Origin of the sequence: Variovorax sp. PMC12 (genome assembly GCF_003019815.1) — a bacterium.
Taxonomy (GTDB): domain Bacteria; phylum Pseudomonadota; class Gammaproteobacteria; order Burkholderiales; family Burkholderiaceae_C; genus Variovorax.
In genome coordinates this window covers 2,308,790-2,333,854 of record NZ_CP027773.1, presented here as the reverse complement: position 1 = coordinate 2,333,854, position 25,065 = coordinate 2,308,790, and the positions used below count along the sequence as shown (strand labels likewise).

19 protein-coding genes and 2 tRNA genes are annotated in these 25,065 nt (G+C 67.5%); 13 read left to right on the top strand and 8 right to left on the bottom strand.

Annotated elements, in window-relative coordinates; genetic code table 11:
* Positions 1-134: 134 nt before the first annotated feature.
* Both C4F17_RS10785 and C4F17_RS10780 read right to left on the bottom strand, forming a co-directional pair.
* A complete protein-coding gene (locus C4F17_RS10785) occupies positions 135-407 on the bottom strand; it encodes a hypothetical protein (protein WP_155742437.1) in 273 nt (90 codons plus the stop codon).
* 602 nt (positions 408-1,009) lie between these two features.
* A tRNA-Lys gene (locus tag C4F17_RS10780) sits at positions 1,010-1,085 on the bottom strand.
* Between the two features lie 139 nt (positions 1,086-1,224).
* Between C4F17_RS10780 and C4F17_RS10775 the strand changes: the two genes are divergently transcribed.
* On the top strand, positions 1,225-1,932 hold the full coding sequence (locus C4F17_RS10775) for an SDR family NAD(P)-dependent oxidoreductase (RefSeq protein ID WP_081266883.1): 708 nt from the start codon (positions 1,225-1,227) through the stop codon (positions 1,930-1,932).
* Positions 1,933-1,984: 52 nt separating this feature from the next.
* On the opposite strand, the gene C4F17_RS10770 is transcribed toward C4F17_RS10775, so the two are convergent.
* A tRNA-Ala gene (locus tag C4F17_RS10770) sits at positions 1,985-2,060 on the bottom strand.
* Positions 2,061-2,151: 91 nt separating this feature from the next.
* Between C4F17_RS10770 and C4F17_RS10765 the strand changes: the two genes are divergently transcribed.
* Complete coding sequence (locus C4F17_RS10765; protein ID WP_106935221.1) at positions 2,152-3,018, top strand: alpha/beta hydrolase; 867 nt, start codon at positions 2,152-2,154, stop codon at positions 3,016-3,018.
* A gap of 30 nt (positions 3,019-3,048) precedes the next feature.
* Here C4F17_RS10765 and C4F17_RS10760 read toward each other — a convergent pair whose 3' ends face one another.
* Positions 3,049-4,026, bottom strand: a complete 978-nt coding sequence (locus tag C4F17_RS10760) for a GMP reductase (protein ID WP_081266881.1) — start codon at positions 4,024-4,026, stop codon at positions 3,049-3,051.
* Positions 4,027-4,232: 206 nt separating this feature from the next.
* Here C4F17_RS10760 and C4F17_RS10755 point away from each other — a divergent pair, with 206 nt between their 5' ends.
* From C4F17_RS10755 to C4F17_RS10745, 3 genes are all read left to right on the top strand, one after another.
* Entirely contained in the window at positions 4,233-6,668 is a 2,436-nt protein-coding gene (locus tag C4F17_RS10755) for a UvrD-helicase domain-containing protein (protein WP_106935220.1), read from the top strand.
* Between the two features lie 107 nt (positions 6,669-6,775).
* A complete protein-coding gene (locus tag C4F17_RS10750; protein WP_106935219.1) occupies positions 6,776-10,486 on the top strand; it encodes a DUF2339 domain-containing protein in 3,711 nt (1,236 codons plus the stop codon).
* A gap of 17 nt (positions 10,487-10,503) precedes the next feature.
* Positions 10,504-12,003: a DUF3999 domain-containing protein gene (locus C4F17_RS10745; RefSeq protein ID WP_106935218.1), complete on the top strand. Its 1,500-nt coding sequence runs from the start codon at positions 10,504-10,506 to the stop codon at positions 12,001-12,003.
* Positions 12,004-12,005: 2 nt separating this feature from the next.
* Here the strand turns inward: C4F17_RS10745 and C4F17_RS10740 are convergent, their stop codons facing one another.
* From C4F17_RS10740 to C4F17_RS10730, 3 genes are read right to left on the bottom strand one after another with little or no spacing between them, the layout of a single operon-like run.
* Positions 12,006-12,836, bottom strand: coding sequence for a BPSS1780 family membrane protein (locus tag C4F17_RS10740; RefSeq protein ID WP_106935217.1), 831 nt, complete (start codon positions 12,834-12,836; stop codon positions 12,006-12,008).
* A 9-nt stretch (positions 12,837-12,845) separates the two neighbouring features.
* Entirely contained in the window at positions 12,846-13,910 is a 1,065-nt protein-coding gene (locus tag C4F17_RS10735) for a homoserine kinase (RefSeq protein WP_106935216.1), read from the bottom strand.
* Between the two features lie 58 nt (positions 13,911-13,968).
* Positions 13,969-14,343, bottom strand: coding sequence for a hypothetical protein (locus tag C4F17_RS10730; RefSeq protein ID WP_106937515.1), 375 nt, complete (start codon positions 14,341-14,343; stop codon positions 13,969-13,971).
* A 96-nt stretch (positions 14,344-14,439) separates the two neighbouring features.
* Here C4F17_RS10730 and polA point away from each other — a divergent pair, with 96 nt between their 5' ends.
* Genes polA through C4F17_RS10715 form a run of 3 tightly spaced genes read left to right on the top strand, consistent with a single transcriptional unit; the run spans position 14,440 to position 19,522 of the window.
* A complete protein-coding gene (polA, locus tag C4F17_RS10725; protein ID WP_081266876.1) occupies positions 14,440-17,259 on the top strand; it encodes a DNA polymerase I in 2,820 nt (939 codons plus the stop codon).
* 41 nt (positions 17,260-17,300) lie between these two features.
* The gene (locus tag C4F17_RS10720) at positions 17,301-18,599 is read left to right on the top strand and encodes a M20/M25/M40 family metallo-hydrolase (protein WP_106935215.1); all 1,299 of its coding nucleotides are present in this window, start codon (positions 17,301-17,303) and stop codon (positions 18,597-18,599) included.
* Positions 18,600-18,619: 20 nt separating this feature from the next.
* Entirely contained in the window at positions 18,620-19,522 is a 903-nt protein-coding gene (locus C4F17_RS10715) for a LysR family transcriptional regulator (protein ID WP_081266874.1), read from the top strand.
* Positions 19,523-19,544: 22 nt separating this feature from the next.
* Here the strand turns inward: C4F17_RS10715 and C4F17_RS10710 are convergent, their stop codons facing one another.
* A complete protein-coding gene (locus C4F17_RS10710; RefSeq protein WP_106935214.1) occupies positions 19,545-20,756 on the bottom strand; it encodes a D-amino acid dehydrogenase in 1,212 nt (403 codons plus the stop codon).
* Between the two features lie 240 nt (positions 20,757-20,996).
* Here C4F17_RS10710 and C4F17_RS10705 point away from each other — a divergent pair, with 240 nt between their 5' ends.
* The 5 genes from C4F17_RS10705 (at position 20,997) to C4F17_RS10685 (ending at position 25,055) form a co-directional block, all read left to right on the top strand.
* Positions 20,997-21,887, top strand: a complete 891-nt coding sequence (locus tag C4F17_RS10705; RefSeq protein WP_106935213.1) for a transporter substrate-binding domain-containing protein — start codon at positions 20,997-20,999, stop codon at positions 21,885-21,887.
* Between the two features lie 76 nt (positions 21,888-21,963).
* On the top strand, positions 21,964-22,713 hold the full coding sequence (locus C4F17_RS10700) for an aspartate/glutamate racemase family protein (protein ID WP_106935212.1): 750 nt from the start codon (positions 21,964-21,966) through the stop codon (positions 22,711-22,713).
* A gap of 99 nt (positions 22,714-22,812) precedes the next feature.
* On the top strand, positions 22,813-23,709 hold the full coding sequence (locus tag C4F17_RS10695; RefSeq protein ID WP_081266870.1) for a dienelactone hydrolase family protein: 897 nt from the start codon (positions 22,813-22,815) through the stop codon (positions 23,707-23,709).
* A gap of 120 nt (positions 23,710-23,829) precedes the next feature.
* Positions 23,830-24,732 (top strand): ZIP family metal transporter, encoded by a 903-nt coding sequence (locus tag C4F17_RS10690; protein WP_106935211.1) that lies wholly within the window; start codon positions 23,830-23,832, stop codon positions 24,730-24,732.
* Positions 24,733-24,842: 110 nt separating this feature from the next.
* Positions 24,843-25,055, top strand: a complete 213-nt coding sequence (locus C4F17_RS10685) for a hypothetical protein (RefSeq protein ID WP_081266868.1) — start codon at positions 24,843-24,845, stop codon at positions 25,053-25,055.
* Positions 25,056-25,065: the final 10 nt, after the last annotated feature.

Sequence of the window (25,065 nt, the reverse complement as noted above, 5' to 3'; positions counted from 1 at the left end):
TTCAGCAAGGTCTGTGCGTTTGTGAAGAAAGTCCTGCTTGTTGGCAGCAGGTGCGCATGCGGCGAGGCACGCAAGAACACACATGACGCACCCGCGTCGACGCAGTGAGCCAAGATGGCCGACGGGCGTTGCCGCTAGGACGCGGGCACGAGTTGCACGTCTTGCGCAGGATCCTGATGAAGGATCATTGCCCAGGTCAATTCGAAGCCCATCAACGCCTTGTCCGATACGGGACTTGCTTCAAGATGGGCCTGAGAAAACTGGCGCTGTTGCACAAGTTCTTGTGCGAGCAGGCTGGGCTGGGGGTGGGTCTTGATGAGCGCTCTGAGAGCTGCCGTCAGCGCCATTTCTGTTCCGAGAAGGTTTGCAGCTGAAGCGGTGGTCGTTGCCTCTTCCGGTGTGGCCATTTTGTCCTGCCCTTGCGGGCTCCGTGTTGAGGACTTATGACTGTACTCCAAGAGCACGCCCAAGTAGTGCAGCCGCTTCGCGACTGCTATGCATGCAGTGCTGGCTGGCAGCGCATGCGCACCAACGAAAAAGCCCGCACAAGGCGGGCTTCGGGAATGTGGTCGTGAACTCTTACGCGGTCCACGCTACGGCAAATTCTTTTGCATGAAGTCATTTTTGTTTTCTTCGTCGTAGTGACTTCGACGCGCTGGTATGGGGTTCAGCTTGCCCCGGAGGACAGCGCTCAGAACCATTGAGCGTTGCGGGATTGTACTCGACCCCCAGTCTTTGATCAGGGTGGCCGGTACTTGGGCCATGGCGCTGAACCTTGCAGCAATCATCGCGTCATCCGAGCAAGCGGTACTGCCGCCTTGGCTGATTGCGCGATCTCGATTTGAGGCCGCTGCTGTGTTGTGACGCGCGGCTTTTTCAGACAAGCCGGAAAAGAAAAAACCTCCCAGTCTTTCGACGGGGGGTTTCTCTGTTTGCGGAGCACGTTTCGCAATTGCAAAACAGTGCTTCTTAAGAAATAGCGCGAGAACCGCGCAGTTCCTAGTGTTGGTGGTGGGCCCTGAGTGACTCGAACACTCGACCTACGGATTAAGAGTCCGCTGCTCTACCAACTGAGCTAAGAGCCCTTGCTTTGAAAACATTTAGTGTTTTCTGGCAAGACCACGAGTATATCCCAGATTTTGATCTTGTCCAAAAAATTTGTGAGTTGCAGCGTTAGGATGCGCCACACCCGACGGACCACGTCCCTCAACCAGGAGAATTTCGATGACCGATGCGAGCACCACGTCCCATGTCTTGATCACCGGCGCGGCTGGCGCGCTGGGCCGCGCAGTGGCCCAGCATTTCCTTGACCAAGGCGCGCGCCTTGCGTTGGTCGACCATCACGCAGACCGGCTCGCCGAAGTCTTTCCGGGCCTCGACAACTCGCGGCACCTGCTGCTCGCGGGCGACGTGACCTCGGCATCCGGCATGGCCGGTCTTGCCGCGCAGGCGCTCAAGTCCTTCGGGCAGATCGACGCGCTCGTGCACATCGCAGGTGGTTTCGAGATGGGTGAGGCCACGCATGCGCTCTCGCGCGAGAGCTGGGACCGGATGATGAATCTCAACGCATGGTCGTTCGTCGCGGTGACTCAGGCTGTGCTGCCTTCGATGATCGAGCGCCGCGCGGGCAGCGTCGTGGCCGTGACGGCGAAGGTCGCCGCACGTGGACTGCCGGCGATGGCCGCGTACATCGCTTCGAAGAGCGCGCTGCAGCGTCTGGTGGAAGCCATGGCGGCGGAAGCGGCACCGCACGGCGTGAGCGTGAACAGCGTGGCGCCGAGCGTGCTCGACACGCCCGCGAACCGCCAGGCGATGCCCGACGCCAATCCGGCCGAGTGGGTGTCGACCTCGGTCGCCGCGCAGACCATCGGCTTTCTCGCTTCGCCGGCGGCCGCCGCGCTGCACGGCCAGCACCTGACGCTCGACACCTGAGCCGCAAAAGGAAAAGGCCCTGGCGGATGCCAAGGCCTTTTTCGGTGTCGGTTGGTGGAGAGGAGGAGGATCGAACTCCCGACCTCCGCATTGCGAACGCGGCGCTCTCCCAGCTGAGCTACCCCCCCAACGCAGGCCAAATTTTAACCAGAACCACGGTTTTGGGCCATTGCGCCGTGCCAAGATTCGCGCCTTTCGAAGCACTGAGAAAAGAACCGCATGGCCTCGTACGAACCCGCCTGGCTGGAAGGCATGTACAACAATCTTGCGCGGGTGAAAGACCACCCCGCGTACTTCCAGCGCTGGGCGCGCGACTCCGCCGCCGCGCGCGACACCTTGCCCGCCCGGATCGACATTCCCTACGGCAGCGGCACGAACGAAACGCTCGACGTCTTCCCGGCACCCGTGCCCGACGCGCCCGTGCTGGTCTTCATCCACGGTGGCTACTGGCGCGCCATGGACAAGAAGGACCACTCTTTCATCGCCCCGGCGTTCAACGACCGCGGCATATGCGTGGTCCAGCCCAACTACGCGCTGTGCCCCGGCACGCCCGAGCAGCCCGTGACCGTGCCCGGCATCCTGATGCAGATGGTGCGCGCGCTCGAATGGACGTGGCGCCATGTCGCGGCCCATGGCGGCGACCCCTCGCGCATCACGGTGGCGGGGCACTCGGCCGGCGGCCACATGGCGGCGGCTTTGCTGTCATGCGACTGGAAAGCGGTCGCGCCCGATCTGCCCGCCCAACTGGTGCGCAACGCGCTGTCGATTTCCGGCCTCTACGACCTGCGTCCGCTGCAGCACACGCCTTTCCTGATGAACACGCTGAAGCTGACCGATGCCGACGCCCTGCGCGCCAGCCCGGCGCTGTGGCCCGCGCCGAAGCGCGGCCAGCTCTACGCAGTGGCCGGCGGCGATGAGAGCGAGGAGTTCATCCGCCACAACGCGATGATCCGCGAGGCGTGGGGCCGCAACACCGTGCCGGTGTGCGAGGTGCTGCCGGGCCTCAACCACTTCGGCGTGGTCGATGCGCTTGCGGACCCGGCCCACGCATTGCACCGACACGCGGTGCACTTGCTCGAAGCCTGAACGGCGCGGCGGCAGCGCAGGGCAGGGCGCTTACATCAGCAGGTGTTCGCCCGCGTTGTCGCCGCCCAGCGTGACGTAGTTGACCTTGCGGATGTCCATCAGCGTGCGGCCGCCCGCATAGCTTATCGAGCTCTGCACGTCCTGCTCCATCTCGACCAGCGTGTCGGCCAGCTTGCCCTTGATCGGCTCGAGGATGCGCTTGCCTTCCACGTGCTTGTATTCGCCCTTGTTGAAGTCGCTGGCGGAGCCGTAGTACTCCTTGAACAGCGCGCCATCGACCTCGACCGTCTTGCCCGGCGATTCTTCGTGGCCCGCGAACAGCGAGCCGATCATCACCATCGAGGCGCCGAAGCGCACGCTCTTGGCAATGTCTCCGTGGTCGCGGATGCCGCCGTCGGCAATGATCGGCTTGGTCGCCACGCGCGCGCACCACTTGAGCGCCGACAGCTGCCAGCCGCCGGTGCCGAAGCCGGTCTTGAGCTTGGTGATGCAGACCTTGCCCGGGCCGATGCCGACCTTGGTTGCGTCCGCGCCCCAGTTCTCGAGGTCGATCACCGCTTCGGGCGTGCCGACGTTGCCGGCAATCACGAAGGCCTTCGGCAGCTTCTGCTTCAGGTAGCCGATCATGTTCTTCACGCTGTCGGCATGGCCATGCGCGATGTCGATGGTGATGTATTCGGGCGTCAGGCCCTCGGCCACGAGCTGGTCGACGGTGTCGTAGTCGGGCTTTTTCACGCCGAGCGAGATTGAGGCGAACACGCCCTTGCCCTGCATGTCCTTGACGAACTTGAGGTTGTCGAGGTCGAAGCGGTGCATCACGTAGAAGTAGCCGTTCTGCGCCAGCCACAGGCAGATCGACTCGTCGACCACCGTCTTCATGTTGGCGGGCACCACCGGCAGGCGGAAGCTGCGCTCGCCCAGCTTCACGCTGGCGTCGCATTCGGAGCGGCTCTCCACGCGGCACTTGCGCGGGAGCAGAAGAATGTTGTCGTAGTCGAAGATTTGCATGGCCAGGCTCCAGAAAGGAATCGTTGAAGGGAACGAAAGAGCGCTTGGTCCGGCCGGTTTTCGCAGTGCGTTCAGCAAAGAAAACGCCCACAAAAAACCGGGCGCAAGAAACTTGGGCCCGGTGATTGATTTTACGCGGTCTTGCGAAGCCGGGTCTTCCGCCTCTTCGTATAACCGGCATACGCAGTGGTTTCTACAATCGGAGGATGTTGTTTAATGATCCTGCGGCTGACGCCCACTCCCCGAATCCTTCGGACCTGCCGCTGCTCAAGAACCTGAACGCGGAGCAACTGGCCGCGGTCACGTTGCCCGCAGGCAACGCGCTGATCCTCGCGGGCGCCGGTTCCGGCAAGACCCGCGTGCTGACCACGCGCATCGCATGGCTGCTCCAGACCGGGCAGGTGTCGGCCGGCGGCATCCTCGCCGTGACCTTCACCAACAAGGCCGCCAAGGAAATGATGACGCGGCTGACGGCCATCCTGCCCGTCAACGTGCGCGGCATGTGGATCGGCACCTTCCACGGCCTGTGCAACCGCCTGCTGCGCGCGCACTGGAAGCTGGCCAACCTGCCGTCCACCTTCCAGATCCTCGACACGCAAGACCAGCTTTCGGCCATCAAGCGGCTGATGAAGCAGTTCAACGTCGACGACGAGCGCTTCCCCGCCAAGCAGACCCAGTGGTTCATTGCCGGCGCCAAGGAAGACGGCCTGCGCCCCGGCGACGTCGAGGTGCGCAGCGACGACGACCGCAAGAAGGTCGAGCTCTACCAGCTGTATGAAGAGCAGTGCCAGCGCGAAGGCGTGGTCGACTTCGGCGAGCTCATGCTGCGCAGCTACGAACTGCTGCGCGACAACGACCCGGTGCGGGAGCACTACCAGCGGCGCTTCCGCCACATCCTGATCGACGAGTTCCAGGACACCAACCGCCTGCAGTACGCGTGGATCAAGATGCTCTCCGGCAACACCGTCGGCGGCCAGTTCGAGCCCGGGCGCGACAACAGCGTGATTGCCGTGGGCGACGACGACCAGAGCATCTATGCGTTCCGCGGCGCGCGCGTGGGCAACATGACCGACTTCGTGCGCGAATTCGACGTGCGCCACCAGATCAAGCTGGAGCAGAACTACCGCAGCTACAGCAACATCCTCGATTCGGCCAACGAGCTCATCAGCCACAACAAGAAGCGCCTGGGCAAGAACCTGCGCACCGACCAGGGCCCCGGCGAACCGGTGCGCGTGTACGAGTCGACCACCGACCTGGCCGAGGCGCAGTGGATGGTGGAAGAAATGCGCCAGCTCGCGCGCGATGGCTTCGATCGCAAGGAGATGGCCGTGCTCTACCGCAGCAATGCGCAGAGCCGGGTGATCGAAACCGCGCTCTTCAATGCGTCCGTGCCGTACCGCGTGTACGGCGGCCTGCGCTTCTTCGAGCGCGCGGAAATCAAGCATGCGCTGGCCTACCTGCGGCTGCTCGAGAACAAGGACGACGACACCAGCTTCCTGCGCGTCGTGAACTTCCCGCCGCGCGGCATCGGTGCGCGCACGCTCGAAACCCTGCAGGACGCGGCCCGCGCGGCCGGCCGTTCGCTGCACGACGCGGTGAGCGTGGTCGGCGGCAAGGCGGGCGCCAACCTCACCGGCTTCGTCGCCAAGATCGACGTGCTGCGCGAGCAGACGCAGGGCGTGAGCCTGCGCGAGATCATCGAGCTGGTGCTCGACCACAGCGGCCTCGTCGAGCACTACAAGGCCGACCGCGAAGGCGCCGACCGCATCGAGAACCTGGAGGAACTGGTGAACGCGGCCGAGAGCTTCGTCACGCAGGAGGGCTTCGGCCGCGACGCGGTGGCGCTGCCGGTCGACGAACTGCGCCAGTCGCCCGCGAGCCAGGGCATCGACCTGGCGCGCCCGGTGATCGACGAGCCGCTCGCGCCCGACGCGGAGACCGGCGAAACGCTGAGCCCGCTGGCCGCGTTCCTCACGCATGCAGCGCTGGAGTCGGGCGACAACCAGGCGCAGGCCGGGCAGGACGCGGTGCAGCTGATGACCGTGCACGCCGCCAAGGGCCTGGAGTTCGACTGCGTGTTCATCACCGGCATGGAAGAGGGCCTGTTCCCGCACGAGAACTCGATGAGCGACTTCGAGAGCCTCGAGGAAGAGCGCCGCCTGATGTACGTGGCGATCACCCGTGCCCGCAAGCGCCTGTACCTGAGCCATTCGCAGACCCGCATGCTGCACGGCCAGACCCGCTACAACGTCAAGAGCCGGTTCTTCGAGGAGCTGCCCGAGGGCGCGCTCAAGTGGCTCACGCCCAAGAACCAGGGTTTCGGCGGCGGCACTTCGGCCTTCGGATACGGCGGCGGCTACGGCAGCACGCGTGGCGGGGGAGGCGGCGGTGGCGGCTACGGCGCCAACAGCTACGGCGGCAGCCGCGACAAGGACACCTTCGCCAGCCCGCCGGTGCCGCCGCAGAAGACGGCGCCTTCGCACGGACTGCGCTCGGGCATGCAGGTGTTCCACAACAAGTTCGGCGAAGGCACGGTGACGGCCCTCGAAGGCACCGGCGACGACGCGCGGGCGCAGGTCAAGTTCGCGCGGCACGGCGTCAAGTGGCTGGCCTTGTCGGTGGCCAAGCTCACGCCAATCTGAGCTTGCTACTAAAGCTATAGCTAACAACCCAGGCTGCTCGCGGCGCCGTGCGGCCCCGCCTGCTGAACCGCCGTAAACTCCGCACTCGCCAAACAAGGGGAGTCAGGATGTGGTTCATAGGCATCATTGCCGGCCTGTTCATAGGGGCGCTGTTCGAATCGGTGCCCGTGGCGTTGGTGCTCGCGGTGGCTGGTGCGTTCCTGTTGCCGCGGTTGCTCGGCAAGAAGAAGGTCCCGCCGCATCGCACCGAAGCTGAACGCATCCCGGGCCAGGCTCCCGCGGACCCTGTGGCCGCCGACGGTGGCATGGTGAAGCTTCAGCGGCGCGTGATGGAACTCGAACAGCGGGTCGCCACGCTCGAGCGGCGGCTGACGCAGGGCGCGGGCGACAGTGCGGTGCAAGCCTCCGAGCTGCCTGCGGTGCCCGAAGTCGCGCTGGCCGAAGTTCCGTTGCCGCCCGCCCAGCCGCTGGAGGTGCAACGGCCGCAAGTCGCCGTCGTGCAGGTGCCTGGGCCGGAGGTCGCACCCCAGCCCGCCGCTCCTGAAGCTCCGACTCCCAAGCCCCCGGTAGCCGCACCCGTGCGCCGCCCGCCGCCGCCACCTCCGGTCCCGCTGCGCGATCGTCTCCCCGCGCCCATCGCCAACCTGATCTTCGGCGGCAACATGCTCGTCAAGCTCGGCGTGCTGATCCTGTTCCTTGGCCTGGCTTTCCTGCTGCGCTACACGGCCGAACGCGTGACCGTGCCGATCGAATTGCGCTACGCGGCGGTGGCGCTGGTCGGCGCCGGCCTGCTGGTGCTGGGCTGGCTGCTGCGCAACAAGCGCGCGGGCTATGCGCTGATCCTGCAGGGCGCGGGTATCGGTGTCTTCTATCTCACGACGCTCGCGGCCATGAAGCTCAGCGGGCTGCTGCCGGCCAGCGTCGGCTTCGCATTCCTTTTCGGCGTGGCGGTGCTGAGCGCGGCGCTGGCGGTGCTGCAGAACGCGCCGGTGCTGGCGATCGTCGCGGCGCTCGAGGGCTTCGCCGCGCCGGTGCTGGCGTCCACCGGGTCCAACCAGCCGGTGGGGCTCTTCACCTACCTGCTGGTGCTCGATGTCGGCATCGTGCTGATCGCGTGGTTCCGGGCCTGGCGCGTGCTCAACCTGATCGGCTTCGTCGGCACTTTCACGCTGGCGGCCGGCTGGGCGCACAAGTACTACACCGACGACCAGTACGCGACGGTGCAGCCCTTCCTGATCGTCTTCTTCCTGCTGTTCACCGCCATCGGCCTGCTGTTCGCGCGCCGCACGCTGTTCGACGCCCCGGTGCAGCCCGCCCAGCCGCTGGCCACCCGCGCGCTCGACACCCTGCGCCGCGCGGGCCGTGTCGACAGCTCGCTGGTGTTCGGTACGCCGATGGTCGCGTTCGGCATGCAGGTCCTGCTGATGCGTCCGTGGGAATACGGCGCCGCGTTCTCGGCGATGGCGCTCGCGGCCTTCTATCTCGTGCTGGGCCGGCTGGTGTTTGCCACGCAGCCCAAGGGGCTGGCTCTGCTCGCGGAGGCCTACGCCATCGTCGGCGTGATCTTCGGCACCCTCGCGATTCCGCTGGGCCTTGAAGGGCAGTGGACCGGCGCGGCCTGGGCGGTGGAAGCCGCTGGCATGTACTGGCTGGGCGCACGGCAGCAGCGGGTGTATGCGCGGGCCTTCTCGTTCGTGGTGTTCGCCGGCGCCGTGCTGAAGCTGTTGGAGGCCACCCGGCTCGACGCAGCACCGGGGCACCCCTTGCTCGACGGTTCGCTGATCGGCCCGGTGCTCGTGGCCGTGAGCGCGTTCGCGATGTGGGCCATCCACCGCCGCGTCCGGCTCGACGAGGGCAAGGGCGTGGAAGCCGTGGCCGGCGGCGCCCTGCCGTGGCTCGGCATGGCCGCGCTCACGCTGCTGCTGTGGCAGTGGTGGACGCCGCCGTGGGCGGCCGCTGCAACGGCGGTGCTCGCCTCGGTCACCTTTGCGGTGGCGATCCGCTTCGCGTTGTCGCCGCTCGCGCGGGTGAGCTTCGGCATGCAGGCGCTGGCGGTTGCGGGATTCATCGCGACGCTGCACCGCACCGGCGAAGTCGTCGACGGGCGCGTGCTCGAAAGCGGATGGCAGGGTGCCGTGGCGGCCACTGTCATCGCGCTCAGCGTGCTCGGCAGCGCCGCGTGGTCGATGCTGCAGGCGCATCGCGCCGCGTTGGCGCGCGGCGTGCAGCCGGTGTGGTCGACGGGCAATGTGGTCGGCGTGCTGGCCGGCGTGAGCCTGCTGCATCTGGCGATGCTGTTCCAGCTGAGCCTCGCGCAGGCCGCGCTGCTGTGGCCGCTCACCGCCACGGCGGTGCTGTGGGTTGCGCTGCGCATGGCGCATTTCCCGCTCGCCGCGCTGGCCGGGGTGCTGCAGGTGATCAGCGCTCTCGCATTCGGCGCGACCCAGTCGGCCGGGCTCGATGCAGCCGGCGCACCGGCCTTCGCCAGCCTGCGTTTCTGGACGCCCGTGGTGCTCGGCCTGGCCGCACTGCTGGCAGGCGACTGGCTGCGCGACGAAGCGCGGCCTCGCGCGAGCGAGCCTGCCGGCTCGGCGCGGCAGCGCTGGGCCAATGCGTGGTGCGCCATCCCTGTGGTGCTTTGGACGCCGGTGGTCTGGGGCCTCGGCTGGTGGCTGTTCGGCATGCTGGACGAAAGCGTTCGCGTGCTGGATCGCCACGGGTTGTCGGTCTACGTGCCGGCGGCTGCGACGGCCGTGGCGCTCGTCACCTCCGCGCTGGCGGCGCTGGTCGCGCATCGCCGCGATTGGCAGCAGTTGGGCAGGGCGACCATCGCCACCTTGCCGGGCTTCGGCCTGATCGCGGCCTTTTGCATCGTGGGCGGGCCGACGCTGTTCTACGTGCCGTCGAGCACGCTGGGCTGGATCGCCTGGCCCCTTGCGCTCGCCTGGCATCTGCGCTTGCTGCGCGCGCAGAAGCAGTGGTTCGAGGCCTGGGTGCTGACGCCTTTCCATGTCGCCGGCTTCTGGCTCTTCCTGCTGCTGGCCGCGCGCGAATGCCAATGGCAGCTCGGCCGCGTCGGCGCCGAGTGGTCGAGCTGGCAACTGCTGGGCTGGGCGATCGTGCCGGCGCTGGTGCTGTGGGCGATGCGCTCGCGCGCGCTGCTGCAACGCTGGCCGCTGGCCGAATACCGCGGCGCCTACCTGGAGCTGGCCGCGACGCCGGTGGCCGCATACCTGCTCGCCTGGGTGTGGGTGACGAACGCCGTCAGCCCCGGCGATGCGGCGCCGCTGCCCTATGTGCCGCTGCTGAACCCGCTCGAACTCGCGCAATGGCTCATGCTGTTCGCGCTGGTGCTGTGGTGGCGTGCGCTGCCGACGGCGTCGTTCGCACGCGTGCAGCCGATGGTCGCGAAGGGCGCGGCCGGTTTCACCGGGCTTGCGCTGCTCACCGGCATGGTGCTGCGCACCTGTCACCACTACGCGGGCGTCGAATGGCGCTTCGATGCGCTCTATGCCTCATGGCTCACGCAGGCGGCGCTGTCCATCACCTGGGCCGTCTGCGGCGTGGTCGCGATGGTGCTCGGCCATTCGCGCCGGGTGCGCACCCTGTGGGTGGCTGGCGCGGCGCTGCTCGGCGTGGTGGTGCTGAAGCTGTTCTTCGTCGAACTGGCGGACCGAGGCGGTTTGTTCCGCATCGTGTCGTTCATCGCGGTGGGAGCCTTGCTCCTGCTGGTGGGGTATTTCGCGCCCGTGCCGCCGAAGCGGGAAGAGGCACAGGATGCGTCGGAGAAGTCGCCGACGGAAGGCGGGGTTGCATGAGCCGAGATCTTTGTTCCATGCGGGCGCTCCGCGCGGTCACCGCGCTCCTGGCCGTGACGGCTGGGAGCGCCGTCGCACAGCCGGCGACCACCGCGCCCATCACACTGCAAGGCCCCGGGCCTTACCACCGTCTCACGCTGCCGCTCTCCATCCATGGCCGCGCCGCCTATGCCGACTTGCGCGACCTGCGGGTGCGCAACGGCGCCGGCCATGCGGTGCCCTACGCATGGCTGCGCAGCGAAGCCGCGACACCGCGAATCGCCTCGCGGAACGTGCCGATCTTCGCGTTGCCCGGTGTCGATGCCAGCGCGGCATCCGGCGATGCGGCGCTCGCCTTCACGGTGCGCCCCGACGGCTCCCTGGCGCTTGAAGGCAAGGCCGCCAGCCGCAAGGTGGCCGACGCGGCCCAATGGCTCATCGACCTGAGCCGGGTCAAGGGCAGCCTGCTGCAGGCGCGCTTCGAGATCGCGCCCGACGCGCGCGGCCTGTTCGCTTTCCATCTGGAGGCCAGCGACGACCTGCGCCGCTGGCGCTCGGTGGGCGGTGAGGAGCAACTCGTGCGGCTGTCCCATGGCGGCCAGACCATCGAGCGCCTCGCGGTCGACCTGGGCAATTTGCGCACGCGCTTCCTGCGCTTGCGCTGGAGCGATCCGCAGCACGGCGTGGCGCTGACCGGCGTGGGCATCGACAGCGTGCAGGAGATCGAACCGGCCGCGCCGCTCGAATGGTCTGCTTCGCTGAAGCCCGAACGCTGCGCCGCCGACTACTGCGACTACCTGCCGCCGCGCGGCCTGCCGCTGCAGAGCCTGCGCATCGACCTCGCCGACATCAACACCTTGGCGCAGGTCGCGATTTCCGGGCTGTCCGATCCCGCGCCCACGTCATCGGCCGTACAGCCGCGACCGGTGCCGCTCAATCCGCTTTACGCGCTGCGGCATCGGCAGCGCCAGCCGGTGCAACGCTCGGCCCTGGCGGACGAAACCCCGCTGGTCGACACCGTGGTGTACCGGCTCGCGCAGGCCGGCGGCGAAGCGCGTTCCCCGGTGCTGGCGCTCGACGGAGCCGTGCACGCGCGGTTGCGGCTGCGTACCTCCGGCCCCATGAGCGTGCTGGGCGCCACGCCGCCGACCATTTCCGTGGGCGCGGTGCCGCGCACGCTGGTGTTCCTGGCTCAGGGAGCGGCGCCGTTCTCGCTGGCATGGCGCTCGGCGCCGGAAGCCGCGGGCACCGTGGAAGGCGCGGAGCCCGGTGCGCCGCTGGCGCTGTCCACGCTCATTCCCGGCTATGCGGCTGACAAGCCCGTTGCCGCCGACGGTGCCTCGGTCGCGCTGCCCCTGATGAGCGCTGCCGCCGCCGTGGCGCCGGCTGTCCAGGCGCAAACCGCTCCCATTCAGGCGTCGTTGCGCAAATGGTGGCTGTGGGGGGCTCTGGGTGCCGGCCTGCTGCTGCTGGCCGGCATGGCGTGGTCGCTGTTCGCGAGCCTGCGCAAGGCGAGGGAGCAGGCCGCGGGCGACTGATTTCAGTTGGGATCGAAGGTGTCGCGGAAGGTGAACCAGGTCGAGCTCAGCGACATCGCCGCAAGCACCAGCGCCGTGCCGATGATCAGGATGTTGCCCACCGCCAGCGCGGCGCCGCCGGCGCCCAGCGCGCCCACGCCGACCAGCACCGTTGCCACCAGCCCCATGCCGATGCCGGCAATCAGGAACACGCCGAACCACGCGATGCCGAACAGCGCATAGGCGCCGAAGTTGCGGAACAGCGCGACGATGCTGAAGAAAATGCTCTTCACCGGCTCCACGCGGTGCCAGTGAATCAGCGCCGGCGCGTGCCACATGGCCAGCGACAGCGGCAGGTTCAGGCACATCAGCAGCATGCGCGAGAGCTGGAAGTCGCTGCTGGCAATGATCTCGGGCGTCAGCGGATCGTCGAGCAGATAGGCCTTTGCGAGCTGCCCGCCGTCGACCAGCGCGGTCAACAGCACGGCCAGCACGAAGTAGATGGCTGAAATGACGCCCAGCACCAGCAGCGCGCGCCACTCGGCGCGCATGGCGGAAAACACCGCCACGAGCATTGCCGAACCCGTGGGGCGCCGTGCATCGCCCGCGCGGCCGGCGCCCTCGGCGTTGTCGGTGTATGCCACCGACGTGGCCACCATCAGGCCCAGCGTCATGAACGGCACCAGCGCCGGCGCGATGATGCTGCCGATCACCGGCAGGATCGACACCGTCGACATGATCGCCATCAGCAGGAAGAACAGCGAGATGAAGGCCAGCGGCTGCCGCCAGAAGGTCTTGAGTCCGAGGCGGACCCATTCGGCGCCGGTTCGCGCCGGCACGAGGTTGAGTTTCATGGGTGAGGGTCAGGCTGCCATGAGCGGCGCGAGCGCCTGGGCCATGGCATGCGGGTGGGTGGCGCGGTCGCGCAGCACGCGCTCGAAATGCGCGGGGTCGTGGGGCTTGAGCATGCTCGCCTCGCGCGGCAGGTGGAAGTCCCAGAGGCGGGAGATCCAGAAGCGCAGCGCGGCGGCGCGCAGCATCGCGGGCAGCAGCGCGCGCTCGGCCGCGTTCAGCGGGCGCACGGTTTCGTAGGCGGACAGCAGGGCCTCGGAACGCTCGGCGTCGTGCCGGCCGCTCGGCAGGTCGATGGCCCAGTCGTTCAGGCACACGGCCAGGTCGAACAGCCAGGTGTCGGTGCCGGCGAAATAGAAGTCGAACACGCCGGTCAGGCGGGGCGGGGCGCGATCGTCGTTGTCGCCGGTTGCGAACATGACGTTGTCCCGGAACATGTCGGCATGCACAGGCCCGCGCGGCAGCGCCGCATAGGCCGACGATTCGGCGACGTGGTTCTGGTAGGCCAGCTCGGCGCGCAGCAGCGTCGCCTGCGATTCCTCGATATACGGCAGCACCACCGGCACGGTCTCGTTCCACCAGGGAAGGCCGCGCAGGTTGGGCTGGATGCGGGGGTAGTCGCGGCCCGCGAGGTGCATGCGCGCGAGCATCGCGCCGAGTTCGGCGCAGTGGGCGGGGCCGGGCGCCAGCTCGCTGCGGCCGGAAAGCTTCTGGACCACCGCGGCCGGCTTTCCTGCGACGGTGTGCAGCAGGTCGCATGCGGCTTCAGCGGTGCCTGCGGCGGGGGACGGCCCCTTCCTGGCGGCCTTCTCGGGCGCTGGCGGCTCGGCCACGGGCGCGGGCACCGGCAGGCCGGCGCTCGCCAGGTGCTTCATCAGGCAGAGGTAGTAGGGGAGCTGCTCGGCGCTCAGCCGCTCGAACAGCGTGAGCACGAACTCGCCGGACTCGGTGGTCGCGAAGTAGTTGGTGTTCTCGATGCCGCCCTCGATGCCGCGCAGCTCGCGCAGCGGGCCCAGGCCCAGGCGTCGGACGAGCGCGTCTGCCTCGCCGAAATCGACTTCGGTAAAAACTGCCATGACGGGGCTCAGCGCCGCGTTGCGCTTGCTGCTGCGGAAACGGAGAGGCGCACGGTCATCAGAACTTCATCACGTTCCAGACGCGGGGGCCATTGGCGCCCGTTTCCGTGGAGCCCTGGCGACCGGTGGCCGCGTCGGCCGGGAGCACTTCGTAGCCGGGCATGTTCGACTTGGGCTTGACGTTGATGCTCTGCGTGCGGCCGCCGTAGCGGACTTCGTCGACGGTGGCGGCGCTGTCCTCGGTGTGCAGGTTCTCCACCTTCTGGTTGCGTCGGCCTTCGGCGGCCTGCTCCTGATTTTGTAGCGGATCGCCCGGCGGTGCGGCAGCCGGCGCGGGCGCAGGCTGCTGCGCGTGCACGGTGGCGGCAAACGGGGTTGCGAAAGCCAGCGCCAGCAGGATGCGGCGGGCGACCAGGAGTGTGGAGCTAGGCATGCACTGATTGTAGGCGTGCGCCTGCACGGGGGTGTCGGTTTGCACCTCGTTCCGGTGTGGTTCCGCAGGCCAGTGCGGGCACGGCAAAATGACCCGATGACCGACAAGAAAACGCTGCTGCTCGTGGATGGCTCGAGCTACCTCTACCGTGCCTTCCATGCCATGCCCGACCTTCGGGCCGTGCCCGGCGACCCGAAGAGCCCGGCCACCGGCGCCATCCGGGGAATGATCAACATGATGACCGCGCTGCGCCGCGAGGTCCGCGCCGACTACGCGGCCTGCATCTTCGACGCGCCCGGCAAGACTTTCCGCGACGACTGGTACCCCGAATACAAGGCCAACCGCTCGCCCATGCCCGACGACTTGCGCAGCCAGATCGACCCCATCCACGAGGTGGTCAGGCTGCTCGGCTGGCCCGTGCTCAGCGTGCCCGACGTGGAGGCCGACGACGTGATCGGCACGCTCGCCAAGATCGCCGCCGCGCAGGGCATCGAGGTGATCGTCTCCAGCGGCGACAAGGACCTGAGCCAGCTGGTCGACGAGCACATCACCATCATCGACACCATGAACGGCAAGAAGCGCGACGTGGCCGGCGTGACGGCCGAGTTCGGCGTGCCGCCGCACTTGATGGTCGACTACCAGACGCTGGTGGGCGACTCCGTCGACAACGTGCCCGGCGTGCCCAAGGTCGGTCCCAAGACGGCGGCCAAGTGGCTGCTGGAATACGGCTCGCTCGACGCGCTGGTCGAACGCGCCGCTGAAGTGAAGGGCGCCGCCGGCGAAAACCTCCGCGGCGCGCTCGACAAGCTGCCGCTGAGCAAGCGCCTGGTCACGATCCGCACCGACTGCGACCTCGACGGCCACGTCGCCGGGCTGCCGTCGCTCGAAAGCCTGCCGGTCGGCGCGCCGCAGACGGCCGAGCTCAAGCCCTTCTACGAGAAGTTCGGCTTCAAGAGCCTTGTGAAGACGCTCGAGGCGCAGGAAGTGCCGCCCGAGCTGATCGAGGAAAGCATCAAGAAGAAGAAAGCCGGCGCCAAGGCCGGCAAGGACCAGGGCGGCCTGTTCGACGAGCCCGCCGACATGTCGGCGCTGGAGGCGGCGGCTCCCGCGAGCAATCTCAAGTACGACACCGTCATGACCTGGGAGCAGTTCGATGCGTGGCTTGCCAGGCTGGAGGCATCGGAGCTGGCCGCCATCGACACCGAGACCACCTCGCTCGACGAGATGGTCGCGCAGATCGTCGGCGTGAGCTTCAGCGTCACGCCCGGCGAGGCGGCCTACATTCCGCTCGCGCACAACTATCCCGACGCGCCCCAGCAGCTGCCCATCGACGAAGTGCTCGCCAGGCTCAAGCCCTGGCTGGAGAACGGCGACAAGAAGAAGCTCGGCCAGCACATCAAGTACGACCGCCACGTGTTCGCCAACCATGGCATCGAGGTGCAGGGCTATGCGCACGACACCATGCTGCAGAGCTACGTGCTCGAAGTGCACAAGCCGCACGGCCTGTCGAGCCTGGCCGAGCGCCACCTGGGCCGCAGCGGCATCTCGTACGAAGACCTGTGCGGCAAGGGTGCGCACCAGATCCCGTTCAGCCAGGTCGACATCGCCAAGGCTGCCGAATACTCGTGCGAGGACAGTGACCAGACGCTCGACGTCCACAACACCCTCTGGCCCCAGCTGGAGCGCGACGAAAAGCTGCGCTTCATCTACCAGCTCGAAATGGATTCGAGCGAGGCGCTCTACCGCATCGAGCGCAACGGCGTGCTGATCGACGCGCCCACGCTGGCCTCGCAGAGCCACGAACTCGGCACGCGCATCATGGCGCTCGAGCAGGAGGCCTACGACATCGCCGGGCAGCCTTTCAACCTCGGCTCGCCCAAGCAGATCGGCGAGATCTTCTTCACCAAGCTGGGCCTGCCCGTGATCAAGAAGACGCCGAGCGGCGCGCCCAGCACCGACGAGGAAGTGCTCGAGAAACTGGCCGAGGACTACCCGCTGCCCGCCAAGATCCTCGAGCACCGAGGCCTGTCGAAGCTCAAGGGCACCTACACCGACAAGCTGGGACAGCTCGCCAATCCGCGCACCGGCCGCGTGCACACGCACTATGCGCAGGCCGTGGCCGTCACCGGGCGCCTGAGCAGCAACGACCCCAACCTGCAGAATATCCCGATCCGCACGCCCGAAGGCCGCCGCGTGCGCGAGGCTTTCGTGGCGCCCGCCGGCAGCGTGATCGCCAGCGCCGACTACTCGCAGATCGAGCTGCGCATCATGGCCCACATCAGCGGCGACGAGTCGCTGCTGCGCGCGTTCACCGAAGGCATCGACGTGCACCGCGCCACGGCGGCCGAGGTGTTCGGCTCCACGCCGGGCGAGGTGTCGAGCGAGCAGCGCCGCTATGCCAAGGTCATCAACTTCGGGCTGATCTACGGCATGAGCAGCTTCGGGCTGGCCAGGAACCTCGGCATCGAGACCAAGGCCGCGGCGTCCTACATCGAACGCTACTTCGCGCGCTACCCGGGCGTGAAGGCCTACATGGACGAGACCAAGGCGCTGGCCAAGGAGCAGGGCTACGTGGAGACCGTGTTCGGCCGGCGCCTGTACCTGCCCGAGATCAACTCGCCCAACGGCCCGCGCCGCGGCGGCGCCGAGCGCGCGGCCATCAACGCGCCGATGCAGGGCACGGCGGCCGACCTCATCAAGCTCAGCATGGTGAAGGTACAGAACGTGCTTGACGAAGAGAAGCGCGGCACGAAGATGATCATGCAGGTGCACGACGAACTGGTGTTCGAAGTGCCCGAGGCAGAGGTCGAATGGGTGCGCACGGAAATCCCGCGCATCATGGCCGGCGTTGCCGCGCTGAAGGTGCCGCTGCTCGCCGAGATCGGCGTCGGCCCCAACTGGGACAAGGCGCATTGAAAACCACGCTCGAACACGAGACGAAAGAAAAAACCTCCCCAATGAAATTCCCGCATCGCAAGTTCCTGCACACCGCCGTCTTTGCCGTCTGCGCCGCCACGCTCGGCACCGCCTTCGCCGCGCCGGACGCCCGCATCGCTGCGCTCGCCGCCAAGGAAAAGCCGGCGCTGCTCGAGACGCTGAAAGACCTGGTCTCCATCGAGTCGGGCAGCCGCGACCTCGAAGGGCTCGAGAAAATCTCGAACCTCATCGCCGACAGGTTCAAGGCGCTGGGCGGCGAGGTCGAACTGATCGACCCCAGCGCCGAGGCCTACCGCATGGAAGACACGCCCGAGAAGATGGGCCGCGTGGTGCGCGCCACCTTCAAGGGCACCGGCAAGAAGAAGATCCTGCTGATCGCGCACATGGACACGGTCTACACCATCGGCATGCTCAACAAGCAGCCGTTCCGCGTCGAGGGCGACAAGGCCTACGGCCTGGGCATCGCCGACGACAAGCAGGGCATTGCCGTCATCACGCACATCGTGTCGATGCTGCAGGCGATGAAGTTCAAGGAATACGGCACGCTCACCGTGCTGATCAACGGCGACGAGGAAATCAGCTCGCCGGGCGCCCGTGCGCTCATCACGCGCATGGGCGCGGAGCACGACGCGGTCATGTCCTTCGAGGGCGCCTACGTCAAGGAAGACAAGCTCTCGCTTGCGACGGCCGGCATTGCCTCGGTCACGCTGCATGTCGCGGGCAAGGCCTCGCACGCGGGCTCCGCGCCCGAGCTGGGCGTGAACGCGCTTTACGAGCTGTCGCACCAGATCCTGCAGATGCGCGACCTGTCCGACCCGGCCACGGGCCTCAAGATGAACTGGACCATCTCGAAGTCGGGCAGCAACCGCAACGTGATTCCGGCCAGCGCCACCGCCGGCGCCGACGTGCGCGTGCTCAAGGTCAGCGACTACGACCGCATCGAGCAGCAGGTGAACGAGCGCGTGAAGAAGCAGCTGATTCCCGAAGCCAAGGTCCAGCTGAATTTCGAACGCCGCCGTCCGCCGCTGGAAGCCACGGACGCCTCGCGCGCCATGGCCCGCCATGCGCAGCAGATCTACAAGGACGAGCTCGGCCTGCCGCTGGGCGCGGACGACAAGGCCGCCGGCGGCGGCACCGACGCGGCCTTCGCGGCGCTGAAGACCAAGGCGCCCGTCATCGAGCGCTTCGGCCTGCAGGGCTTCGGCGCGCACTCGGCCGATGCAGAGTACGTGCTGGTCGACTCCATCGAGCCGCGCCTGTACTTGGGCACGCGCATGGTGATGGACATCGCCCGCAGCAAAACAGCTAACGGCAACTGACGACCCGACCGCCGCCCGCGATGCGCCTGCGCCACATCGAAGTCTTCAACGCGATCATGCTCACCGGCAGCGTGAGCGCGGCGGCGCGGCTCATCAACATCACGCAGCCGGCGGTCAGCCGCACCTTGCAGCATGCGGAACTGCAGCTGGGCTTTCCGCTGTTCCAGCGCGCCAAGGGGCGGCTGACGCCGACCACCGAGGCGCTCACGCTGTATCCGCACATCGAGCGGCTGTTCGCGCAGCTCGACGAGGTGCAGCGGCTTGCCGCCAACCTGCGCACGGCCGGCGACTCGGGCGAGCTGCGCATCCTGAGCGTGCTGGCGCTGAGCTACGAGATCCTGCCGCGCGCGCTCAAGGCCTTTCGCGAGCAGTACCCGGGCTATGCGATCACGGTCGAGTCGCTGCACTCGCCGCAGATCATGTCGGCGCTGCTGCTGCAGGAGGCCGACGTGGGCTTTGCGTTCAGCCCGGCGGTGCATCCTTCGCTCACGCAGGAGTCGCTGGCCGACAGCCGCATGGTGTGCATCGCGCCCAAGGGCATGCTGCCGCGCGCGCTGCTGCGCAACGGCTCGGTGGCGCTGCACGACCTGGTCGACCGGCCGGTGATCGGCCTGGACAGCCGCGACCCCGTCGGCACCAGCCTGAGCCAGGCCTGCCGGCAGGCCGGCGTGGGCTTCCAGCAGGCGGTGGTGACGGTGCAGACCTACCACGCGGCGCTGGCCATGGCGCATCACGGCATCGGCATTGCGCTGATCGACGGCTGCACCGCGCGCTCGGCCGACCGCGAGAAGGTCGACGTGCTCACGCTGGAGCCGCACATCCCGGTGCCGATCAGAGCCCTGCGCTTCGCGGGGCGGCCCGATTCGGTGGTGGTGCGCGGCATCACGCGCTGCATGCAGCAGGCGCTGCAGGACGCCGTCTAGCGCGCTGTTCCGTTCGTGCCGGTCAATCCGCCAGCGCCCGCGCGATCCGCTGCGCGGAACCGAAGGCCAGCGTGAACCCCAGCGCGCCGTGGCCGGTATTGAACAGCATGTTCGACGGCGCGCTATCCAGCCGGCCGATGATCGGCAGGCCCGTCGGCGTGGCGGGGCGCATGCCGGTCCAGGGGTGCAATGCTTCGAAGCGGCTCGCGTGCGGGAAGAGGGCGCGTGTCGCGGCCTCCAGCGTCTCGATGCGCGTGGCCGGAATGCGCGCGTCATGCCCCACCAGCTCGGCCATGCCCGCCACGCGCAGGCGCGAGCCGATGCGCGCGAACACCACCTTGCGTGCGCTGTCCGTCACGTTCACGCGCGGCGCCGCGCCGGGTGCGGGGTCGACATCGACCGTGATGCTGTAGCCCTTGAGCGGATACACCGGCAGGTAGGCACCGAGCAGGCGGCCCAGCCTGTGCGAGGCGGTGCCCAGCGCCATCACGAAGGCTTCGGCCTCCACGTCGCCATTGCCGGTGCGCACGGCGGCGATGCGCTCGCCGTTGCGCGCGAAGCCGTGCACGTCGGTGCCGAGCATGAAGCGCACGCCGCGTGCGCTCAAGGCGCGCATCAGCTCGGCGCATACCTTGAGGCAGTCTGCGGCGCACTCGCTCGGCGTGTAGACAGCGCCAGCCATGCGCGCCCGATAGCCTGCCAGGGCGGGTTCGATGGCGACGCACTCGTCGGGCGTCACCAGCCGCTGTTCGCTGCCCATGGCGCGCTGCAGCTCCAGCTGCGCACGCGCGCCTGCCAGCGATGCCGCACTCGCATACAGCACCAGCTTGCCGGTGGCCGAGAAATCGCAGTCGGGCGAGATGTCGGCCCGCATCGCCTCGAAGCCCGCGCGGCTTTCGGCCGCCAGCGCCAGCAGCTGCGCCGTGGTGCGCTGCGAGGTTTGCGCGTTGCAGGCGGCCAGGAACGCCATGCCCCAGCGCCACTGCAGCGGATCGAGCTGCGGCCGCAGCTTGAGCGGCGAAGTGGGAGAGAGCAGCAGCTTGGGCAGCTGCTTCCAGATCGACGGGTCGGCCAGCGGCTGCACGTAGGAATAGCTGAGCTGCGCGCCGTTGCCGCCGCTGGCCCCGGCTCCCGGCGTCGCGCGATCGATCACCGTGACCTGGTGGCCCTGGCGTTCCAACTGCCAGGCCGTGGCCAGGCCCACGATGCCGGCACCGAGCACACACACATGCATTGGGACAACTTTCCGGGAGTGATGAAGAAAAAAGAAAGAGGCGCAACGCAGACTTTAGAGCCGCGCGCCGCCCGCCGCCCATGCAAATAGCACCCCGCCCCATAGCCAAAGTGCATGCCCGGCAGACCCCGTCTTGCACCCATAACCTTTGGGCATGGCCCGGGTTTCAATTGGAATTATTCGCCTGGGCCCGTCCTTCCTACACTGCCCTTCTGTTCAATCCAACCGAACGGAGCTCGAATGAAATCCTCTTCACTGATGGCTTCCATGGCCGCGGCGGTGCTCTTTGCCGGCACCGGCGCGCAAGCCGCCGACACGCTCGCCAAGATCGCCGAGTCCGGCAAGATCACGCTCGCCTACCGCGAGTCTTCGGTGCCTTTCAGCTACCTCGACGGCCCCGGCAAGCCGATCGGGTTTTCCGTCGAGCTTTCGAATGCCGTGGTCGAGGCGGTGAAGAAGAAACTGAACAAGCCCAACCTGCAAGTGGCGCTGATGCCCGTCACCTCGCAGAACCGCATTCCGCTGATCACCAACGGCACCATCGACCTGGAGTGCGGCTCCACCACCAACAACACCGCGCGCAGCAAGGACGTGGCCTTCGCCATCAATCATTTCTATACGGGCACGCGGCTGCTGGTGAAGAAGTCCTCGAAGATCAAGGACTACGCCGACCTTGCAAAGAAGACCGTGGCCAGCACCACCGGCACGACCAACGTGCTGGTCATGCGCAAGTACAACATCGAGAAGAACCTCGGCATGAACATCGTGCTGGGCAAGGACCACGCGGATTCGTTCCTGCTGCTGGAGAGCGACCGCGCCGTGGCCTTCGCGATGGACGACGTCCTGCTGTTCGGCCTGATCTCCAACGCGAAGACGCCTTCGGACTTCGAGGTGGTGGGCGAGTCGCTGCAGGTCGAGCCCTATGCCTGCATGCTGCCCAAGGACGACCCGGCGTTCAAGAAAGTGGTCGACGACACCTTCGCCGCCATGATGAAGAGCGGCGAATTCGAGAAGCTCTACGACAAATGGTTCATGCAGCCGATTCCGCCGAAGAACCTGCCGCTGAACCTGCCGATGAGCCCGCAGCTGAAGGAAAACCTGAAAGCCTTGAGCGACAAGCCAGCCATTTGAGTTCGCCCCCAGGCGGGGGCAATGCCAGCGGCCCGGCAGAGCCGGTTCCGCGACATTCCTGAAATAGAAAGAGATCATGGTTTCGACGAACGTTGTCGGCATTCTTGGGGGCATGGGCCCCGCGGCGGGCGCCGATTTCGTCCGGCTCTTCGTGCAGGCCTGCGCGCAGCAGATGCGCGCGCGCGGCGAGCCGGTGCGCGACCAGTCCTTTCCCGAACACTGGCTCGCGCAGGTGCCGGTGCCCGACCGCACCGACGCGCTGGCCTCCACCGAGCAGGGCGCGCACCAGCCGCTGGAGCCGATGCTGCAGGCGCTGGGCCGGCTGGCCGCGCTGGGCAGCCGGGCCGTGGCCATCGCCTGCAACACCGCGCACGCCTGGCATGCCAGCCTGCAGGAGCGCTTTCCGCAGGTCGAGCTGCTGCACATGGCGCGCGAGACCGCGCGGCAGCTGTCGGCGCAGGGCGCGAGCGGCGTGGCGCTGATGGCCACCGAGGGCACTTACCGCGTGCGCCTTTATGAGCAGGCGCTGGCCGACGTGGGGCTGCACTGCCACATCCCACTGGCGGAAGAGCGCCGGACCATCACGCGCGGCATCTTCGACGGCGTGAAGGCCGGCAACATGGCGCTGGCCGAGCAGTGCTTTTCCGAAGTTGCGCTGCGCCTGGCGGATCGCCACGGACCTGTGACCATCGTCATGGGCTGCACCGAAGTGCCGCTGGGCCTGCAGGGCTCGGCTGCCGTGGCCGGGCTCGACCTGATCGATCCGGCGCAGGTGCTTGCCGCCGCGCTGGCGCGCCGCGCCTACGGCATCGACCAACCCCACTGAAATTCCGGGCATGGAGGCCGCCGGCCGAATACCGCCTACATTGCGGCGGTGCGTTTTTCGCGCATCCCCCTTGTTCGACGATTCCACTGGAGCCTCCCCATGTCCCTTGACGACAGCCGTTCCGACTTCGACTCGCTTCGCCCCGGCGAGAGCACAGGGCAGGGCGCCACGCGCCGCACCGCGCTCAAGGCCGCCATCGGCGTGGGCTATGCCGCGGCCGTGCTGCCGGTCGCCGCGCAGACAGCCGTCGCCACATCGTCCGAGGGCCTGAAGGCCGGCCCGATCAAGTACACCGTCAACGGCTTCGAGGTGCCAGCCTATGCGGCGGCGCCCGAGGGCAAGACCGGCCTGCCGGTGATCCTCGTCATCCAGGAAATCTTCGGGGTGCACGAATACATCGCCGACACCTGCCGCCGCTTCGCCAGGCTGGGCTACCTGGCCATTGCGCCGGAGCTCTACGCGCGCCAGGGCGATCCGCGCGGCTACACCGACATCCCCAAGCTGCAGGCCGACATCGTCACCAAGGTGCCCGACGCCCAGGTCATGGCCGACCTCGACGGCGCGCTGGCCTATGCCAAGGCCCACGGCGGCGACACCAGCAAGGCCGGCATCACCGGCTTCTGCTGGGGCGGGCGCATCACCTGGCTCTATGCCGCGACCGGCAAGGTCAAGGCGGGCGTGGCGTGGTACGGCCGGCTGGTCGGCCAGGCCAGCGAACTGACCCCGAAGCACCCCGTCGACATCGCCGCCAGCCTGCAGGCGCCGGTGCTCGGCCTGTACGGCGGAAAAGATCAGGGGATCCCCCTTGACACGGTTGATAAGATGAAAGCTGCTCTGGCCAATGGGACTCCGGCGGCCAAGGCTTCGAGCTTCGTCGTGTACCCCGAAGCAGGCCACGCGTTCCATGCCGACTACCGCCCCAGCTACCTCAAGAGCGCGGCGGACGACGGCTGGCAACGCGCCACGGCCTGGTTCAAAGCCAATGGCGTCGCCTGAACACGGCGCCCTGTAGCCACCCCCGCCGAAGGCCGTCCGATGTGACGGCCTTTTTCTTTTTTATGATCGGGCAACGGCCCCGAGACCGTCTCGGTGGCCGCCCCTCTTGCGCAAGCAGCTATGAATTTGATAGTCATCATCGTGGCAACCCTGGTTGCCGGTATCGGGAGCGTCTGGCTCGCGGCCCTGTTGCTGAAAGTGGGCGTGCGCAGTGGTTCGGGCGGCGTCAACCCGCAGCACCTGCTGAGCCTCGCGGCGGGCGCGCTGCTTGCCACCGCCTTCATGCATCTCCTGCCCGAAGCCTTCGAAAGCGGCATCGAGCCCGCGCTGCTGTTCGCGGTGCTGCTGTTCGGGCTGGTCTTCTTCTTCCTGCTCGACAAGGCCGAGCTGTGGCACCACGGCCATGAACACCACCACGGCGGCGGGGCCGACGCGCATGCGGGGCACGACCATGGCCACGATCACGGGCACTCTCACGGCCATGCCCACAGCCACGACAACACGCCGCGCACAGGCGGCTGGGCCGTGCTGACCGGCGACAGCGTGCACTGCTTCGGCGACGGCATCCTGATCGCCTCGGCCTTCACCGCAGACATCCGCCTGGGCCTGGTGGCAGCCATCGCCGTGCTGGCGCACGAGATTCCCCACCACATCGGCGACCTCGTGGTGCTGCGCCAGAGTTCGGCCAACCAGCGCGCGGCGCTGGTGAAGGTGTCGCTCGCCGGCACCATGACCACGCTCGGCGGCATCGTGGGCTGGTGGCTGGTCGACCAGTTGCACGGCTGGCTGCCGTACTTCCTGGTGCTGGCCGGCAGCAGCTTCGTCTACGTGGCGCTGGCCGACCTGATTCCGCAGTTGCAGAAGCGCCTGCCGGCCCGCCAGACGGCGGCGCAGATCCTGTGGCTGGCCGCGGGCATCGTGCTGGTCACCGGCGTGAGCCGGCTGGCCCACGGCGAGCATGGCCACGATCACGGCCACAACGACCCCGGGCACGGCGAACACGGCCACGTGCACAAGGACTGACGCGCCCGGCGGGAAAATTTCCGACACCGACGCTGCGTGCCGGATGAACCGGAACGGCTGAAACAGGCGCACCATAGGGGGCCTGTCAGCAATCAGCCTAGGAACCGATCATGAACAACGTCGACGCCACCGCGCGCTCCGCTTCGCCCTCAGACGACGATGAGGACAACACGCCAGCCGACGACTTCGAGGAGATAGAGAGCGATGCCTCCGACGACCTGTCGGATGAAACCGGCATCGATCTCACCGATGCGAGCGAACTCGATGCCGACAACGTGCCGGCGGACGAGGAATTCGATCGCGTGATGAACGCCCCCGACTGAACGAGTCCTT

Excerpts from the sequence above, each read along its gene's own strand:
- C4F17_RS10785 (WP_155742437.1), bottom strand. The coding sequence starts at position 407 with ATGGCCACACCGGAAGAGGCAACGACCACCGCTTCAGCTGCAAACCTT.
- C4F17_RS10775 (WP_081266883.1), top strand. The coding sequence starts at position 1,225 with ATGACCGATGCGAGCACCACGTCCCATGTCTTGATCACCGGCGCGGCT.
- C4F17_RS10765 (WP_106935221.1), top strand. The coding sequence starts at position 2,152 with ATGGCCTCGTACGAACCCGCCTGGCTGGAAGGCATGTACAACAATCTT.
- C4F17_RS10760 (WP_081266881.1), bottom strand. The coding sequence starts at position 4,026 with ATGCAAATCTTCGACTACGACAACATTCTTCTGCTCCCGCGCAAGTGC.
- C4F17_RS10755 (WP_106935220.1), top strand. The coding sequence starts at position 4,233 with ATGTTGTTTAATGATCCTGCGGCTGACGCCCACTCCCCGAATCCTTCG.
- C4F17_RS10750 (WP_106935219.1), top strand. The coding sequence starts at position 6,776 with ATGTGGTTCATAGGCATCATTGCCGGCCTGTTCATAGGGGCGCTGTTC.
- C4F17_RS10745 (WP_106935218.1), top strand. The coding sequence starts at position 10,504 with ATGCGGGCGCTCCGCGCGGTCACCGCGCTCCTGGCCGTGACGGCTGGG.
- C4F17_RS10740 (WP_106935217.1), bottom strand. The coding sequence starts at position 12,836 with ATGAAACTCAACCTCGTGCCGGCGCGAACCGGCGCCGAATGGGTCCGC.
- C4F17_RS10735 (WP_106935216.1), bottom strand. The coding sequence starts at position 13,910 with ATGGCAGTTTTTACCGAAGTCGATTTCGGCGAGGCAGACGCGCTCGTC.
- C4F17_RS10730 (WP_106937515.1), bottom strand. The coding sequence starts at position 14,343 with ATGCCTAGCTCCACACTCCTGGTCGCCCGCCGCATCCTGCTGGCGCTG.
- polA (WP_081266876.1), top strand. The coding sequence starts at position 14,440 with ATGACCGACAAGAAAACGCTGCTGCTCGTGGATGGCTCGAGCTACCTC.
- C4F17_RS10720 (WP_106935215.1), top strand. The coding sequence starts at position 17,301 with ATGAAATTCCCGCATCGCAAGTTCCTGCACACCGCCGTCTTTGCCGTC.
- C4F17_RS10715 (WP_081266874.1), top strand. The coding sequence starts at position 18,620 with ATGCGCCTGCGCCACATCGAAGTCTTCAACGCGATCATGCTCACCGGC.
- C4F17_RS10710 (WP_106935214.1), bottom strand. The coding sequence starts at position 20,756 with ATGCATGTGTGTGTGCTCGGTGCCGGCATCGTGGGCCTGGCCACGGCC.
- C4F17_RS10705 (WP_106935213.1), top strand. The coding sequence starts at position 20,997 with ATGAAATCCTCTTCACTGATGGCTTCCATGGCCGCGGCGGTGCTCTTT.
- C4F17_RS10700 (WP_106935212.1), top strand. The coding sequence starts at position 21,964 with ATGGTTTCGACGAACGTTGTCGGCATTCTTGGGGGCATGGGCCCCGCG.
- C4F17_RS10695 (WP_081266870.1), top strand. The coding sequence starts at position 22,813 with ATGTCCCTTGACGACAGCCGTTCCGACTTCGACTCGCTTCGCCCCGGC.
- C4F17_RS10690 (WP_106935211.1), top strand. The coding sequence starts at position 23,830 with ATGAATTTGATAGTCATCATCGTGGCAACCCTGGTTGCCGGTATCGGG.
- C4F17_RS10685 (WP_081266868.1), top strand. The coding sequence starts at position 24,843 with ATGAACAACGTCGACGCCACCGCGCGCTCCGCTTCGCCCTCAGACGAC.